We start from the raw sequence: 15,981 nt of genomic DNA, 5'->3' as shown, positions 1-15,981 counted from the left end.
AACAAAAAAACCACCTATTGGTGGTTTTTTATATGCCGAAATCAACTTTATCGTATTCTCGTTCAACAGTATTTTCATTCAATCTTTCAAGATACAAGTTAGTTGTAGAAATATCTGAATGCCCAGCTAACTCTTTTACTACGGCCAAAGGAACATCTTGTTCTAATAAACTTGTAATAAAGGTGTGTCTAAACCAGTGAGGAGAAATATGTTCATTCGCTTCAACTCTTTTTACGACCTTTTTAATTAGCTTATACAACAAATCATAACTTATCTGTTCATTCTTATTTCTTGAAAATGCTATGAATATAGGGCGCTCATCGTCTAAAAAATTCTCAGAGTAGCCTAGTAGTTTTCTATAAAGAAATATCTCTTCAACTACACGCTCGTTTAGAGGGATTTTTCTATATTTGTTTCCTTTTCCCTTAAACTCCACTAACAAACGGCCCTTCTTCTTTATAATATCGGACCAGTAAAGACCTTTAATTTCACTTGCACGCATTCCAGTTGTTAATAAGAAATACCCTAGTAATCTATTTCTAGACTTTAGCGCTTCACGTTCTTTCCTAGTTGTTTCAACTACATCGTCTAACGCATTTATTATTATTTTAGCTGTTTCTAAATCAAGCTCGCGGATTTCTTTTCTTTTTTGATCGGATTTAGATGAATAATGATACTTAGGTACTTTCGGTTTTTCAATCCATTCCGCCATTGAGAAGGAGTAAAAATTAGTTTTATATCCAAAAGAAACTAATCTTTTTAGTATTGTTAATTTCCGAACCACTGAACGTGCTGCATATTGTTTCATAAGATATGCTTGATAGTCCTGCACTGTAATAACATTGACTTCGTTCAATTTAATATTCTCTCTATGAAGAAATAGAGTAAATATAGTTAAATCTTTATTATATCCATCATATGTTTTTTCGGATAATTGTTTAGCAGGAGGGAAGAGTTCAACCTTTTTAAATGCTTCTAGAAATATGTCATCACTAGCATTGGCAAAATTTAATTTTCCATTTCTATCTATATAATTTGAAAACTCTTTGCTCATTTCGCCACCACCTTATTTAATCATTTCTTCCATCATATAAAAAAAAACTCCATAGAGCAATTTCTGTATATATGTTAATATGATTTTTTGCAAATCAATGAAAAAAGCGCCCAGATTATGAGCGCTTTTTATTATTAATGAATTGAATCCAAAAGTAAATATGTAACAATGAAAATGCAACAAATGAAAGTAGGGGAATAGTGATGAACCCAAACCAGTTAATATAGAAACCGGCGCACGATACACCTTGTGAGCATACCGGCATTGATGCACCAAAACCTAATTTTTGCATTCCAAAATGATAGAAACTTAATACGTTCCCTATAAGAATAAGAGGGTAAGTATATTTAAATAAATTTCGATCGCGAGTAAAGAATCCAAAAGCAAATAGTACAGATAGCGGATACATTAATATTCTTTGGTACCAACATAATGTACAAGGAACAAACTCCATTATCTCACTAAAGTACAAACTACCTAAAGTAGCCACAATGGAAACTAACCAAGGAAAGAGAAACATATTTATCTTATTCATATTATTTCTCCTTTTTGTTTAATTCGTCATCAATTGCAGCAGAAACTTCATTAACTACCATTGGATTGTAGACCTTTTTACCATTAATAAATACAGTAGGTGTTGATTGTATTTTTTCTTTTTTACCTTCTTCGTAGTCATTACTTACATCAGTAGTATAAGTTTTGTTTTCAAGAATACCATCTAATTTCTTCACTTGGTCCTCAGTAAATAGTTCTTTCGCAGTTTTCATTAAGAAGACTTCAGTTAAATGATCTTCGCTTTCTTTACTTGGATCCTCTTGAGAAGCAAATAATTTTTCGTGCAACTTCCAGAATGCATCATTACCTAATTTATCTAATACACCTTCAGTAAATATCGCAGACCTAGCAGAGTCCTTCGCAATAAACGGGAAATGCTTGTAAACAACTTTAACCTTACCAGTATCAACGTATTTTTCTTTAATTTCAGGCATAATGGAATTAGTAAAGAATCCACAAGCAGGACATTTGTAATCGCCATATTCAACTAAAGTTACTGGGGCATCCTCTTTACCTAAAATAGGTTGTTTATTAGTATTCACATCATAGAATGTTTCAGAAACGTGTGAAGCAGTTTTTTGCCCTTCTGGAGCAGCCTTTTCTTTATAAAAGTACATTCCTCCAAGCACAGCAATAGCCAACGTAGTAACAGAAACACCAAAAATTATATCGCCTTTTCTCAAGTATAAAACCTCCTAAAAAATTAACCCTTGGAATTAGTAATCCAATCAAATAGGTTCTTAAACATTAATGCAATAGAATCAATTGCTGATTTAAATCCAGTTGTTTCTTTAAATGTTTCAGTAGCAGCAATAGGAGCCTTAGTTAATAACTTATCTTCGTGATATATATTAACTGTCCCTAATACATCGCCTTTTTTATTTCCACCAGCAACATAGTTTTGACCTTCATATTCCTTCTTTAAATCATCGATACTTACACCTTTTCGTGTAACAACTTTAGTATCTTCTTTGTAAATCACATTTGATGGACCCGGAGTATCACTTTTATATACACCAAACTCTGAATAATTTTGGCCAGCACGAGCAATAGTTAATACTTGGTACTGATCATAACCATAGTTTAAGAGCCTTGAAACATCTTGTGAACGTTTGCTAGGACTTGAAGTATCTAGTGTTACAGCTAATAATTTCATACCATTTTTATTAACAGTTCCAATTAAATGATAACTACCTTTTCCCCAGCCATTTTTTAAACCATTAGCATTTGGGTTTTCACTGATAAAGCTATTTTGATTTCGTAACAATACAGGCTTTCCAGGTCTTGTGTCGTATTTCGTTTCTGATTTCGTAAAATACTTTAGATATTTTGGGTACTTATCAATAAGAGCCTTCGTTAATATGAATAAGTCCTTTGCACTCGATAAATCGCTACTGCTTCCGTTAGGAGTGCTAAACTTAGTATTTTTCATACCTAACTCTTTAGCAGTACTATTCATTCTCTTTACAAACTTATCTGTACTACCACTTAAAAATTCAGCAGTAGTGATAGCAGCATCATTACCAGAAGCTATTATTAATCCTTCAAGTAATTTTTGAGCAGTAACAGTTCTTCCAACTTCAAGAAACATTCTTGGCTCAGGTGCTCTCCAAGCCTTTTCGCTAATATCAGCTTTATCTTTGGGAGAAACTTTACCACTTTCAAGATCTTCAATAAGTATGTATGTAGTCATAAGAGAAGCCAAACTATGAATTGGCATTTGTTTATCATCAGCTTTTTGATAAAGCACCTCATCAGTACCTAAGTTATATAGGAATGCAGATTCCGAATATAGTTTAGGTCCATCAATTTTCTCAGCAGAAGCAAGAGCGGGTAGAAGAGCTGACAGAAGCGCTGAAATTACTAAGAACAAACAAAAAGAAATGATAATCCATTTAGATATTTTTTTCACATAATATCCTGGTTTCAAAACTTTTCCCCCAGACCAGGAAGGGGGAGATGAGTAGGATTTTATGCCTCACGGTTGAAGATTTTATAATAAATATAAAAAATAAACCTTAACATTGAGATTTCAAAACCAGCAAACAAAACTTTTAAAGGAAATTGAAACCAGGAGTTACACCTCCTGTAAATTGTATTTCCTGGTTAAGAGTGGCCATTAGAAAAAATTCATATTAATTCATATAAAAGTACCAAAAAATAAAAAATATTTACGGTTTCCTTCACTATGCATTCTTTTAACCATTCTCACGAAAAATAAAAAACCATTTCTATTTTTAAATATTATATGGACGATAAGTTAAAAGAAAAATAAGGGAGTAGGGATATAATAATCGATATCCTACATCTCTTATTTTCTAGAATCAAAATGAAAAATTTCCTAATTCAATATAAGGATTTGGTGCAGTATAGGGGTTATGAGTTTCAACATAATTATCATCGTGTCTACGACGAATATTTTCAGAACGATCCCTAAATTTTTGTTGATTTAAAGTCGCTTGTTGTTCCATAGAACCCTCACTAATAACTTCAGTGTGAAACGTTTCTTCAGTTACCTCAATGAATTTTTCTATTTCTTTTTCATCAATAATACCCTCTTGAATAAGTTCGTTGATTTTTGTTTTCGAAATAGGGCATTTTCTATAAAATTCATAGGGATCAACCGGTACTTCGAATTGATTAAAAACAAAACCATCTTTTAAATGTTTTTTCAACTCTCTCTTTTTAATAAAAACACTTTCAGGTTCCAATAAATTGTTTTCATACAAATCTGCTAAACTAATTTCTCCAAAACAGTGATTCATAGGTACAGTATTAACTTGATCATCTGGAAAAAGTTTAATTTCAAATGAGTCTTCAAGCTTTCTTATAAGAATTTCTTTTTTACCAGATATTCCATCGAATACAACATCTAAATCGTAATCGTAGGAGGAGGTTTTCTTCAGGGTACCATATTCGGTAGTACAAGATGAAAAAGGCATTCCATCCATTAAACGCTCTTTGGCTTCATCTAATCTTGCCTTTTTCAATTTCTCATCGGTATAGGAACGTTTAAATGATTCACTGAGTTGCTCTAGAGAATAATCTAAAATGTAATCTAATTTAGATGTCACTTCAAATCTATCAACTATAGATTTACCACCGGTATATAATCGAACAGATTGTTTGTAATCAATTTTTGCCTTCTCAAGATTGAAACGATTCTCAATACTTTTATTTACAGTCACAACAAGCGGTAAATAACCGTGATCTTCTAAATATTCGTAGATGCCTTCATCCGTAACATACTCTTTTTTTCTTTTTACTCTTGTTATAACACCGTCAACTTTAAGTGTTTTATCCTCTTGTTTCTCGTAATGCATTTTAAATTGTTCTTTTATGTAATCCAATTTAAATGATGCTTTCTTATGTTCAATATAAAAATCCATATATTGCTCAAATAATTTTCTAAACTTATCGAACTCATCTTGCTCAGAAACTTCATTGTTTAACTGTTCGTCATTATCTATAGACATTTTTTCGCCTCCCTTGATGCTCTTATCTTTAATTTTACATACTATAAATAAATTTAGTAAAAAACATAGGGAAATGCTTTTTTCATACTTAAATATCAAAAGAGGAGGGATTCTATGATTAAAACAGAGTTAACAAGAAATGATTTACTCAAAAACATCTCTGCTACAAGAAAAGGATTAGAAGAACTTAAAGTGATTGAAGACCAAATAGGTGATATTTACAAAGAACCATTAACTGGTTTACATAAAAAAATGATAGCGACTGTTGTTAACCTCGGGTGGATCGGTTTGTTTGCATCTTTAGCGATTAGTTTTGTAGGATTACACCTTTTATTATTTCCAGTTTTATATTTTATTTTTAGAGGTAGTGTAGTAGCTGAAAGGATCAATAGAAGCTTTTACAAGAAACAAATTGAAGAGAACGAACAATTAATTGATAAATTGTATCACGACAAAGGAGAGAAAGAGTACGAAATAAATACTTTATCAATGCTAGAGAAGGAATTACACAACATTTCTATGTTAAAGAAATTTGAGAGTTACTTAGAAACAAAACAAGCAATAACAATTGATAAGTGTATGGAACTGTACAAATCTGAAAATAAATAATTAATCATTTGATAAGAAAAAGGGCAAGTAATTTCCAATCCCTTTTTCTTTTTTAGTAAAATATTTATATATCAAATACTTTAGTTAGCAGAAGGGGCTTTATTATGCAAAATATTAAAGAAAACTTATTTATAAAAACAACTCAAGTAAATATGAAAACACCAATGAGGTCTACAATTGGTAGTGCGGGGTACGATGTATTTGCGCACAAAGACATTCTTTTACCTTCAAATAAAATTGTAAGCTTAAAACTACCATTTACATTCTATGGAGATTTAGAACAAGGTGTTCAAATCCGTTTATTTGACAGAAGCTCATATGGGATAAAGAAGGACGTACGACTAGTCTACAAGGAAAACAAAAATATTGAGTGTTTAACGATTGATTTGTCAGAAGAAAATTATGTAATCGATTTAATAAACGAAGGACCAGAAGATTTATTGATAAGAAAAGGGGAGCACTTTGCTCAATTTATCATTTCAGATAGCAAGCCAGAAATCTGTAAAACTGTAATAGAAGATGTGCCGTTTACTGAAGCAGAAAAACACAATATAATGCCTTCTAAAATAATTGAAGTGCAGCCAAATGTTTACGATTATATTATTCAAGAACCAATCACACTCAAACCAAATGAAAAGAGGATCTTTGCAACAGGTTTAAGATGCTTAATTGATGAAGGAACTTGGACATCTATTACAACCCATAAAGACTGTAAGGATAAGGTGATGCTTGCTAATCAGAATGGAGTAATAGATAGAGACTATGCATATACAGACAATTTTGGTCATTGCTTCGTTGCTCTCATTAACTTAAAAAACGAGGCAATTACCTTACCAATAGGAACGAATCTACTTAAGTGGAAAACTGAAAAGTACTATACTTTATCAGATGAAGTGAAGAGCAACAGAGTTAGAACTGGTGGAGTAGGATCAACTTCAGAAGATGAAAAGAAGAAATAAACCCTAATGTAAAAGAGACCAATGATATATATCAGCGGTCTCTTATTTAATTTAGTTTTAGTTTTGGTAAATCTCTAAAGGACGGTTAAAGATTATTGGTCCCAATTCATTGTAATACCTAATATAATTGGGATTAAAGAAGTATGGTTTATCAGATTGTTCTTCAATCTTTATGATAATATTCTTTTCAATTAATCCATACAAGTGATTTTTGAAGTATCTAAAACTTTTATAGTGACAATATTTATACATTTGTTCTTCTGTTAGGTCTATTTGATTATTCACATTAACTTTGCAAGCTAAGGACAAACAAATGTCCGCTTCTTTGATTGATAAATGTTGTTTCCAATCCGTATTCATATTATTTCAACTCCAAACTATATTGTTCGTTCAGTAATATTCAGCCTTTTTAAAGTTGTATATCCTAGAAAGTTTATTTCATTAAACTCTCGTTAATTCTACAATCATTTTACTAGTTTTTGAGAAATTCGTGAAATAAATCAATAGGTATTCATAAGTTACATTTGTAAAGCAACTTTTAAATATCTAGGAAGTATCTACTTTAGAGGGTTGTATTATGGAAACAGCATATGAAATTATGGATATAACGTACGGAAAACATAAAAAAAGGCACTCGTTAAAAGCGCCGTATAATATTTATTGCTTATTTTTCTATTTTACGTAGAACCTCCGCTAGTTCATTGCACCAAGAAGGTAATTCTTCGGAACAATAGATTAACTTGGAGGCTTCACGTTGTATAACTACCCTAAGATATTCAAAATCGTTATTAACAACATAAAGAAAATCAAAGAGTTGTATATTTTCAATTAAATTTTTCATTATTGATTTACTTCTTCTTAAAATATCTTCTTCAGGAATATAATGACCACCTAGAGCAGCGCGCATTCTTACACGGGCTACATTTTCACCCTTATAATCTATCCCAACAAAAAACACTATAATTTTATATCCGTTTTCTTTTGCTTTTCGTATTCGCTCTATTGCGCTTTTACCCGAAAGAGTGCATTCGTAAGAGAAACTTTCTTTTTTTCAATTAGTTGATTTATCAATCGAACAGTCTCTCTCCCAGCTTTTCCATTAGGGTTTTTTTCACCATTTAACTTATATCGCTTTGCTATCAAATCCGGATCTATGTGTGTTTTTACATTCAGTTTCATCGGTTCTATAAATCCTCTTAAACTACTTTTACCACTACCATTGTTACCTGCAAACACAATCAAAATTGGACATCCTGCTACCTTATCCATCGATTTCACCATCAATTTCTATAATTTTCCCACTAGGATACTCTTTTACCATTTTCCCATCTATCATATATATAATGGAAGTATTGGCAATTTTAGCATCTATGCGCGCTAAATCTCCCGTTGTTGCTACAAATTTTTCTACAGATTTACACTTCAATGCATTCATAACAGCATTTCTCTGAATTTCTAATTGATTATCTTCGTTCGTCAGTTTAATCATCTCTCTCTATATAGGATAAAAAACAAATGTATTAAAGACTAACGAGTTATATATAGCCCCATAATATATATTATATATATTTAACGAAGTATAGCCAGAATTCTCATTCTCATAACCGGTAGTATAAGTGGGTGAGAAGGGGATTTAACGATATAATGAATTGCTTCCGATATGAAGTGTTTTAATATGTAAAGCATATCTTGAATTACTCTAGAAAAAGAAAAAGAAAAAGGGGGAATACCAAATATATTTTGATTATTTAGAGTGCAAGGACAGGTGGTTTTACAATCTACAGCGAGAACTTATAAATAAAAAAACACCTCTGGGTGTTTTTTTATTTGTTCTAAAATAACTGTGTTCCAAATTCACAACGTAAAAACAAAAAACAAGTATACAAGGCAATTTTAATTCGAGGGAAAGTAAAAGGCAATTCTTTTTTATTTCATTATAAAAGGTGAGAGGGGAAAGAACAGCGAGATGAGTATATCAAAGAACGCTCACTTTAAGAAATTAATAATAACAAATAAACCTTTTCACTAAAAGCAAATAATAAACGCTTAATTTTTACAGAGATTATATAAAAAACATTTGGTTTAATATGATTTTTAATCAGTTTTATACCAAATAAGGTAGTTTTCTGAAACTGTTTATTATTTTCTTTAAATACTCTAGAATCAATTTTTAATATACACAAATGGTGAAGAATTATTTTTTAGAGATCATTAATAGCTTTTTCAATTTCTTCATTTGCTTTTTTTATTGCTTCCAAGTCCATATCTCTGTTCTCAATTACCTTATCATTTAATTTAATTTGACGCTCAATTGCTTTATAAACTTGTTCATCTTTTCCACCAATTGTAAACATATTATAAATAAATACTTTATCGTGTTTTGAACCAAGTCTTCGAATACGACCATTTCTTTGTAAATAAGTACTAAATTCATCAGGGAAGTCGTAATTAATAAGATGATTACCTTCTTGTAGATTTACACCAAAATTAGCGGCGTCAGTGGCCACAATAACTCTCGTTAAGGGGTCATTCTGGAATAACCAAGCATACTTCGTTCTAGTATCACATTCTTTGAAATATGGACACCCTGAACATACAGCAGCCGAGGTATCTTTATTTTCTTTAACTAAAACATCCCTAAACTTACATCCTTGTTTCGTTTTACCCTTGTAAACAAATGAATCATAAACAGGAAGCTTTTCTTCTTTTGCTTTCTTATTAATTAATTTCTTAATTTCATCTTGAAGCAGGTCAGCAGTTCGAGCATATTTTGAAAAAATAACGACTTTCTCATTGTTATCAAAAACAATTTCTTCAACTATTTCAAGCAAGCGATCAAGTTTTTGTACTCTTGCAAAGTTTTTCTTTTTGCCAACAATACGCTTTACTAAATTGGAGTTACTTTCAAGCAAGAGGGAAGGGGAGTCACAAACAATCATTCTTGTTTGTAATAGTCCTTTGAGAGTGTTTTCGAGGATTATGATTTTCTCCATATCTTTTTCTTTTTCTAAATTACCTTTAATGACATCAATTTGTTCTTTAATTTTACTTAGGATTTTTAGCTGTTCATCATTAAACTCTACAACTATTTCTATAATTACTTGGTCTGGCATTTCATCACTTACATCTTGAGTAAGTCTTCTTAATAAGAAAGGATTAAATCTTTTTCTAAGAGCTATCTCATTCTTTTCGCCAAATACTTCAGGTATCTTTTGCTTACGGTTGGAGTAAACAAAAGGATTTAATCTGACCATTAAAAATTGAGTTTCGAATGCAAGGCGGCGTTTTTCAAAATCTAAATTAGGATTAGATAAAATACCTGGATCGATATAATCAAAAAGTTGAAAGATGTTTTTTAGTTCTTTTTGAATAGGGGTACCAGTCATAAGTAACTTATATTTAACGTCAATTTGTCTAATGACCTTAGCAATCTCTGTATCAGGATTCTTCATTTTGTGAGCTTCATCAATAATGATCATATCGTAGCCAATAGATTGTATTTCTTTTAAATCTAGATAATCACCAAATATTTTTTTCTTTTTCTCTTTTCCTGATTGTTTATTTTTATTTACTACTACAGTATCCGTAACTTCTTTTTGGTATAACAGTTCGTAATTAATAATGGTAAAGAAGGGTTTGTCTTGTTTGATTTTTTCATACAGTTCTTTTCTGTCATCGAAGCCTTTATATTTTGAGCGAACAATGATAGAACGTTCATTTGCAAATTTATCAATTTCTTGAGCCCATTGTGTTTTAACAGTGGCAGGTGTAACAACAAGACAATTTCGTATCCACCCCTGCTGTTTGAAGTATCCGGCAATGGCCATCGCTTCAATAGTCTTTCCTAATCCCATTTGATCCCCAAGTAATCCACCTTTTATCTCTTTCCCTAGCCCTTTATCGGCAGCAGCCCAAGCAATCGCCAATTTTTGAAATGCATATGGTTCAATTTTCATAAACGATGTATCAATATCATTAGGCAATCTACCTAAAACATCTTGTAACGATTCTTCAGGGATACCTAAAAAGTCTAAGTCTGCTTGCAGTTCCTTTTGGTCTCTCCAAACAGCAGATTCTTCTAATACCTGTCGTAAAGTCTGGTATTGATTTCTAGGTATATAAAATGACCTATTAAAAGGGGAATCGTCTCCAAATAGAGCGCCGGGTATATTAACCAATTTGGCGAATATTTTTTTGTTTTGAGGGAATTCAATTAGAAATCCACTAGGGTTCTTACACAATATAACTGTTACGTAAGACAAAGGTTTTGTTAAGGTTAAGCCTTCAAAATAATCCATATATGAATAAGAATCTAAAGACTATAGATTCTTATGGGAACACCTCCAATATTTCGAAACCATATATGGTATTTTTAAAACTAAAAAAACAATTCCCTGTAATACATTGTTTAAAGAAAAAGAACGTCCAAAATATTTGGACGTTCTTAGGCGACTTTTTGGTAAATCGATTGTCGAGAATAATCGTACGGTAATTTTATAGTTACATTACCAGCTCCAAATCGATTCTTACCGAATATTACTTCAAGAATATTCTTATCCTCAGTTTCTTTATTGTAAACATAATCTCGATATAGGTGGAGGATAGCGATCGCATCTTGTTCAAAGCTACCGGAGTTCTTTAAATCAGAATCCATTGGACGCTTATCCTCGCGTTTTTCAGGATCCCTAGACAATTGAGCACCAAGAACAAGGGCAATATTCAATTCTTTAGAGATTTCTCGTAAATCATATGATATTTCTGAGTAATCAGCGACTAAGTTAGGAGAGACATTCTTTTTCGTTCTCATTATTTGAATGTAATCCACAAAGACGAGTTCTACTCCAAACTGTTTTTTATAAAATTTTATTTTTTCTTCTAATTGAGGAGCATTTATAGAGGTAACTTCTTCAAAGAATAGATTTTTACCGTATACACTAGAAGCTTCCTTTGCGGCAGCATCTAAATCAACAATTTCTTTTTCAGAAAGCTCAGAAGGTTGAAGAATGTGTTTCATTTTAACAGAGGACACCTTTGATAAAACTCGTTGTAGACATTGTGTTAAACTCATTTCTATCGATATAAAGAGAACCTTTGAACCTTTTTTTGCTGCCTCAATAGCGTGATTTAACATAAATACTGTTTTTCCCATTGCTGGCCGCGCACAAATAAGAGTAAAACCGCCTTTTCGATATCCACCAGACAAAACATCATCAATCTCATCATAGCCACTACTAACAGTTTCACTAATGGTAGGATTCTTACTTTGCTTACGAATTTGTTCTACAAGGTTTAATAGTCCTTCAGAAAGATTTAAGCTTTTCGCTTCTTCAGAGGTAAAATCTTTCATTAATTCATCAAATTGAGCATTTAGAAAATCGAAAGATGTGGTTTTTTTATCAAAGGAAGGGGACTGTTCTTCTGTATCTATCATCACAAGTGTTTTATTTAAAAGCTTGCGTAACTTTTCAAGATTCTTATGTTTCTTCAAGAAAAACATATGCTGTTTAAATAGTTCTACTTCAGAAGGGGGACAGGCATCACGTAACTTCATTAAATCTTCTAACAGTCTCGTTCTTTTTTCATCATCTTCATCTTTGGGATAATATTGTTCAACAATGATATCAAGAGTAGGAGGGATGTTAGCGCGGGAAAGACCATTGAATATGTAGATTAGTTTTCTGATTCGTTTATCTACAAAAAAATCAGTATTCACATTTCGTTGGATTGCTAATTCTCTACATTCTTTACTAAATAAGATAGAAGAGAGGATTGCATTTTCTCTCCTTCTCGTAGAGAGTTTGTTTTCAGGTGTAACTTGCTGCACTGTAGTCAAATCATATCGCCCCTTTAACCACTAAAAGCCAAAATCGTTATATAACTGGTGCATATTTTCTACTCGTCCATCTCCATTGCGTTCTAGATAGAATAAGAAGAAAGTACCTTTCAAGATGCTCATAATAGAGCTACCGTAAAGTAAAGAGAAATCTTTTGGATTACCATTAGATGTGCATATGGTCATTCGTTTGTACTCATCACGAATTTTTAATATCTCTTTAATTTTTTTCTTAGCCCATTGTGAATCCGTATGATATTCGTTGAAAAATTCATCTAAAATAAGTACATCAATTTCTTTCGCTAATTTAATCGGATTTATTTTCTTATCATAAATAGCATTTAAGAAATCATCCATTGTAGAAAAATAGACGCTTTTACCTTGTCTAAGAAAATACGTGCCTATAATACAAGCCAACGTAGTTTTTCCGTTACCGGGATCCCCGAATAATAGGAGATTACCAGGCTTATTTTTATTGTTCATTAAATCTAAATTCTTTTCAGAGAAAGAGCTTAGAATTTCTCCTAACTTTCGGTCTTGGTTTTTTAATATGAAATGCCTATTTATGAATTCTTCAGCACTTTCATCAAGAACTGTTTGGTTTTTCTTTTTCGGTTTAAATTCTTCAACCTCAAGCTTCGGTTTCAATAAAATAGCATTCGTTTTTCCGTCATCAAAATCAAAGTTTCTATTTTGATAGTTTAAAGATATTTTCGCGTTTTTCAACTTTTGGACAACTACAGCTTCCTCATAACACTTACAGTATTGAATATAGGAAGAACTTTTATGGCCATCTATTTTTATCATCCCACTACCATTACACACCCCAAAAGGGCATTCATTTTGTTCTAATACGGGATCAACATTTGTTTCAAATGCAGAATCTTCTTTTGTCTTACCAGTATTTTTACCAATAACATCTAAGAATACATTTACATCTTTACTCACTTGTTACCACCTCGTTTATTTTTAAACATATTACACACCGGTTTATAGATGTAGTGCAGAGAAGTAAAGCGATCAGGATATAATTTAAAATATCTACTAATCATTTGATTGATTTGTGCGGGATAAGCACTTTCAACCATAAGCTTTAAGACAACTAGTTCATCTTTCATAAATCTTCTTTTTGTTACAGATTCGTAGTGTTGAATAACTTGATAATAATTAGGATGCAATTTCTTTTTCTCATTCATCGATAGAGGCCTGTTATCAAACATTTAAACACTCCTTTTATAGATAAGCAGCTCTATTATTTTTTTCGAAGTATATCCAGAAAAACATTAAAAATAATTAAAAAGTCATCAAAACTATTATCCATAGTTGCTATAGCATTTCTTTGTAAACAGCAAAGGTGATATAAAGGAAGAGGGGATAATAACATAAAGAAATAGAATTAAAAAAAGACACGTATAATACGTGTCTTTTAACATTCAGAACCGGTACAAGCATCTAATTGTGGATAAGCAATTGCCCAAACTCGTCTAACAGGTGGAGCATCCCAAGTGGATTCATCCTCACCGTGAGCCATACGTTGGAACAACTTGTAGAAGAAGTGATGATCTTCATACGCTACACCAACAAAGACTACGTTATGGACTTTTAAGTTTCCAGCGTTATTTGTATTATGGTCCGTACCATATACTTCTACATTGTCAGCAGATATTGTAGCAGCCTTACCATTTACCGTTGCGTTACACTTGAAATCAAGTTTATCCTTTTTAGTTATAGAACCACCTTTAGGTAAAGGAAGGACTTGTACACAAATATTTTCCGGTTTTAAATCAATAATTTTTTTACCTGCTTCATTGGAACCAAGAGTACTATTGATAGATTCGATTACTGCGTGCTTAGCAGCTGAATCTGCATTGCTATAAGCAAGTTTATACGCCGTGGATGCAGGATCCAAAACAGCTAAATCGTAACCTGGGGAAGGAACAATACTATAAGGAGGTTCCTTATAATTGACTTTGTATCCTTCAGAAACAGGTTGTCTAAACGCATCAACAATACCGTATTGTTCTTTTAACGGAACATTAACTGCTAATGCCCTTGTTCTAGCCCCAGTCTCAGCAGAATTTTGCGCGCGTTGAAATGTCTCAGACATTAACGTCAAACTCACAAAGATAGCAAATATTAATGTGATAAAGAGAAAGTAGAAGAGTGATAGAAGGAAGATATCGCCTTTTTTTCGATATTTTTTAAAGTTGAGGTTTGTTATTTTGTCTTTCATTACCCTAAAGTTCTTCATATATGCACCCCCTTTTTCTCGGAAAAGCTGAAGAATCAATAGTATTGGAATCGTCCAGAGATATCTTTTGTTGCTGACCCAGTTCCATATAAGAATATATTATCTTTTAAGAACGGTACAAAATTACCAATGATACGGAATGGTACTTTAACTCTCACAGTGATTTGATCGTGTGACTTACCATTAGAAGTAATACTATTCGTATATGCACAAATTACTCGTTGTTTAGAATTGTCTTGTAGTGCAGTTTTACATCCTGCTTCATTCTCAACCAATAACGAGTAGCCAGTCTTATCGATGTCATTATTATCGTAATCCTTTGAGAATAAAATGAATCCATTATTATCAACATCTTGTTTTAGACCAATGATTAAGTTATTCATTACTTGGTCCTTTGTAGAGAGTACATTGATTTTATCAGTTGTCCCTCTAAGCTCACGAGCTACAATGAGCGCGCCATTGTCAGCAGCATTATCAACTTGGTTATTTGCGTATACGTAAACAATTAATTGCAACATTAACCATAATGTAATAATCATTAAAGGCAGTACGATAAGATATTGAATAAATAGTTGTCCTTCTTTACGAAATCTTTTTAAAAAATTCATTTGTTTCACCCCCAATATGAAGAAAAGACATCATAGTAAGGCGTTAAGTAGAATAAGAACGCCAAAAATAGAATAGGGCCTAAAGGGACTTTTTGCATCTTACCATCACTTTTCCCAGGAATGCCATAAAAAACAAAATAACTTAGGTCTTCGAACATTTCTAAGAATCGTTTCGAACGAATTTTAGTAAGTGCTAATATCGAAGCAAGTACTAATGTGATTAGTAAAAGCAAGTATGAATCTGCAACTGGAATAAATAACGCTAAGATACCGAATAACTTAACATCACCAGCTCCTATCGCCTTAAAGTGTAGTAAGGTAGAAACGAACCACAACATAAATAAAGGTAGAAAGACATACATTGAATTCAATAGCATTTCTTTAAATGTCATCGAGTTATAACCGAGTAATGTCATTATTACAGCTAAACTGAATCCAATTAAATGAAGCCAATTTGGAATTTTTAAGGTTTTCCAATCCAAATAGGCGGCGATAAATAGTAAAATGGATAAAAACAGAATATACATTGTTTCGCCTCCGATTAACAAAATTCGGTTAGGGCCAAGGTAATCGTTGTATTAACCCATTTACACTATATGTATATTTGTAGATTTTTCAAAAGAAATTAGCAAAAAA

At 32.0% G+C, this 15,981-nt stretch carries 18 protein-coding genes; 2 read left to right on the top strand and 16 right to left on the bottom strand.

Annotation, left to right across the window (positions count from 1 at the left end; genetic code table 11):
• Positions 1 to 28 precede the first annotated feature (28 nt).
• From VF726_RS13540 to VF726_RS13520, 5 genes are all read right to left on the bottom strand, one after another.
• On the bottom strand, positions 29 to 1,054 hold the full coding sequence (locus tag VF726_RS13540) for a tyrosine-type recombinase/integrase (RefSeq protein WP_440168879.1): 1,026 nt from the start codon (positions 1,052 to 1,054) through the stop codon (positions 29 to 31).
• A gap of 115 nt (positions 1,055 to 1,169) precedes the next feature.
• On the bottom strand, positions 1,170 to 1,589 hold the full coding sequence (locus VF726_RS13535) for a disulfide oxidoreductase (protein WP_088362474.1): 420 nt from the start codon (positions 1,587 to 1,589) through the stop codon (positions 1,170 to 1,172).
• A 1-nt stretch (position 1,590) separates the two neighbouring features.
• On the bottom strand, positions 1,591 to 2,292 hold the full coding sequence (locus tag VF726_RS13530) for a DsbA family protein (protein WP_440168877.1): 702 nt from the start codon (positions 2,290 to 2,292) through the stop codon (positions 1,591 to 1,593).
• Between the two features lie 20 nt (positions 2,293 to 2,312).
• The gene (locus tag VF726_RS13525; RefSeq protein ID WP_440168875.1) at positions 2,313 to 3,539 is read right to left on the bottom strand and encodes a D-alanyl-D-alanine carboxypeptidase family protein; all 1,227 of its coding nucleotides are present in this window, start codon (positions 3,537 to 3,539) and stop codon (positions 2,313 to 2,315) included.
• 394 nt (positions 3,540 to 3,933) lie between these two features.
• Positions 3,934 to 5,085, bottom strand: coding sequence for a hypothetical protein (locus tag VF726_RS13520; RefSeq protein ID WP_440168873.1), 1,152 nt, complete (start codon positions 5,083 to 5,085; stop codon positions 3,934 to 3,936).
• 114 nt (positions 5,086 to 5,199) lie between these two features.
• On the opposite strand from VF726_RS13520, the gene VF726_RS13515 reads away from it, so the two are divergent.
• Positions 5,200 to 5,694, top strand: coding sequence for a hypothetical protein (locus tag VF726_RS13515; protein ID WP_440168871.1), 495 nt, complete (start codon positions 5,200 to 5,202; stop codon positions 5,692 to 5,694).
• 104 nt (positions 5,695 to 5,798) lie between these two features.
• Positions 5,799 to 6,653 (top strand): hypothetical protein, encoded by an 855-nt coding sequence (locus VF726_RS13510; protein WP_440168869.1) that lies wholly within the window; start codon positions 5,799 to 5,801, stop codon positions 6,651 to 6,653.
• A 57-nt stretch (positions 6,654 to 6,710) separates the two neighbouring features.
• Here the strand turns inward: VF726_RS13510 and VF726_RS13505 are convergent, their stop codons facing one another.
• The 11 genes from VF726_RS13505 to VF726_RS13455 form a co-directional block, all read right to left on the bottom strand.
• Positions 6,711 to 7,013 carry a hypothetical protein gene (locus VF726_RS13505; protein ID WP_440168867.1) on the bottom strand — a complete coding sequence of 101 codons (303 nt, stop codon included), beginning with the start codon at positions 7,011 to 7,013 and terminating at the stop codon, positions 6,711 to 6,713.
• Positions 7,014 to 7,317: 304 nt separating this feature from the next.
• On the bottom strand, positions 7,318 to 7,611 hold the full coding sequence (locus VF726_RS13500) for a hypothetical protein (RefSeq protein ID WP_440168865.1): 294 nt from the start codon (positions 7,609 to 7,611) through the stop codon (positions 7,318 to 7,320).
• A gap of 41 nt (positions 7,612 to 7,652) precedes the next feature.
• Entirely contained in the window at positions 7,653 to 7,922 is a 270-nt protein-coding gene (locus VF726_RS13495) for a hypothetical protein (protein ID WP_440168863.1), read from the bottom strand.
• Positions 7,915 to 8,142, bottom strand: a complete 228-nt coding sequence (locus VF726_RS13490; RefSeq protein ID WP_440168860.1) for a hypothetical protein — start codon at positions 8,140 to 8,142, stop codon at positions 7,915 to 7,917. Before VF726_RS13490 ends, VF726_RS13495 begins: the two co-directional genes overlap by 8 nt.
• Before the next feature lie 712 nt (positions 8,143 to 8,854).
• Positions 8,855 to 10,951: a DEAD/DEAH box helicase gene (locus VF726_RS13485; RefSeq protein WP_440168858.1), complete on the bottom strand. Its 2,097-nt coding sequence runs from the start codon at positions 10,949 to 10,951 to the stop codon at positions 8,855 to 8,857.
• Between the two features lie 146 nt (positions 10,952 to 11,097).
• A complete protein-coding gene (locus VF726_RS13480) occupies positions 11,098 to 12,477 on the bottom strand; it encodes a replicative DNA helicase (protein ID WP_440170170.1) in 1,380 nt (459 codons plus the stop codon).
• Positions 12,478 to 12,507: 30 nt separating this feature from the next.
• Positions 12,508 to 13,434, bottom strand: a complete 927-nt coding sequence (locus tag VF726_RS13475; RefSeq protein WP_440168855.1) for an ATP-binding protein — start codon at positions 13,432 to 13,434, stop codon at positions 12,508 to 12,510.
• A complete protein-coding gene (locus VF726_RS13470) occupies positions 13,431 to 13,706 on the bottom strand; it encodes a hypothetical protein (protein WP_440168853.1) in 276 nt (91 codons plus the stop codon). Before VF726_RS13470 ends, VF726_RS13475 begins: the two co-directional genes overlap by 4 nt.
• Positions 13,707 to 13,912: 206 nt before the next feature.
• Positions 13,913 to 14,737 carry a hypothetical protein gene (locus tag VF726_RS13465; protein WP_440168850.1) on the bottom strand — a complete coding sequence of 275 codons (825 nt, stop codon included), beginning with the start codon at positions 14,735 to 14,737 and terminating at the stop codon, positions 13,913 to 13,915.
• A 35-nt stretch (positions 14,738 to 14,772) separates the two neighbouring features.
• On the bottom strand, positions 14,773 to 15,345 hold the full coding sequence (locus tag VF726_RS13460) for a TadE/TadG family type IV pilus assembly protein (protein WP_440168848.1): 573 nt from the start codon (positions 15,343 to 15,345) through the stop codon (positions 14,773 to 14,775).
• A 5-nt stretch (positions 15,346 to 15,350) separates the two neighbouring features.
• A complete protein-coding gene (locus tag VF726_RS13455) occupies positions 15,351 to 15,872 on the bottom strand; it encodes a prepilin peptidase (RefSeq protein WP_440168845.1) in 522 nt (173 codons plus the stop codon).
• Positions 15,873 to 15,981: the final 109 nt, after the last annotated feature.

The organism is Bacillus sp. Brlt_9, from assembly GCF_051948935.1.
In the GTDB taxonomy this organism is placed as follows: Bacteria; Bacillota; Bacilli; order Bacillales; family Bacillaceae_G; genus Bacillus_A.
Note: the sequence above shows the minus strand (reverse complement) of the source record. Positions and strands in the feature narration are given on the sequence as shown.

What these genes read in the sequence shown, in the direction of transcription:
- VF726_RS13515 (WP_440168871.1), top strand. Translation starts at nt 5,200, where the DNA reads ATGATTAAAACAGAGTTAACAAGAAATGATTTACTCAAAAACATCTCT.
- VF726_RS13455 (WP_440168845.1), bottom strand. Translation starts at nt 15,872, where the DNA reads ATGTATATTCTGTTTTTATCCATTTTACTATTTATCGCCGCCTATTTG.
- VF726_RS13460 (WP_440168848.1), bottom strand. Translation starts at nt 15,345, where the DNA reads ATGAATTTTTTAAAAAGATTTCGTAAAGAAGGACAACTATTTATTCAA.
- VF726_RS13510 (WP_440168869.1), top strand. Translation starts at nt 5,799, where the DNA reads ATGCAAAATATTAAAGAAAACTTATTTATAAAAACAACTCAAGTAAAT.
- VF726_RS13470 (WP_440168853.1), bottom strand. Translation starts at nt 13,706, where the DNA reads ATGTTTGATAACAGGCCTCTATCGATGAATGAGAAAAAGAAATTGCAT.
- VF726_RS13495 (WP_440168863.1), bottom strand. Translation starts at nt 7,922, where the DNA reads ATGGATAAGGTAGCAGGATGTCCAATTTTGATTGTGTTTGCAGGTAAC.
- VF726_RS13520 (WP_440168873.1), bottom strand. Translation starts at nt 5,085, where the DNA reads ATGTCTATAGATAATGACGAACAGTTAAACAATGAAGTTTCTGAGCAA.
- VF726_RS13465 (WP_440168850.1), bottom strand. Translation starts at nt 14,737, where the DNA reads ATGAAGAACTTTAGGGTAATGAAAGACAAAATAACAAACCTCAACTTT.
- VF726_RS13485 (WP_440168858.1), bottom strand. Translation starts at nt 10,951, where the DNA reads ATGGATTATTTTGAAGGCTTAACCTTAACAAAACCTTTGTCTTACGTA.
- VF726_RS13505 (WP_440168867.1), bottom strand. Translation starts at nt 7,013, where the DNA reads ATGAATACGGATTGGAAACAACATTTATCAATCAAAGAAGCGGACATT.
- VF726_RS13490 (WP_440168860.1), bottom strand. Translation starts at nt 8,142, where the DNA reads ATGATTAAACTGACGAACGAAGATAATCAATTAGAAATTCAGAGAAAT.
- VF726_RS13535 (WP_088362474.1), bottom strand. Translation starts at nt 1,589, where the DNA reads ATGAATAAGATAAATATGTTTCTCTTTCCTTGGTTAGTTTCCATTGTG.
- VF726_RS13540 (WP_440168879.1), bottom strand. Translation starts at nt 1,054, where the DNA reads ATGAGCAAAGAGTTTTCAAATTATATAGATAGAAATGGAAAATTAAAT.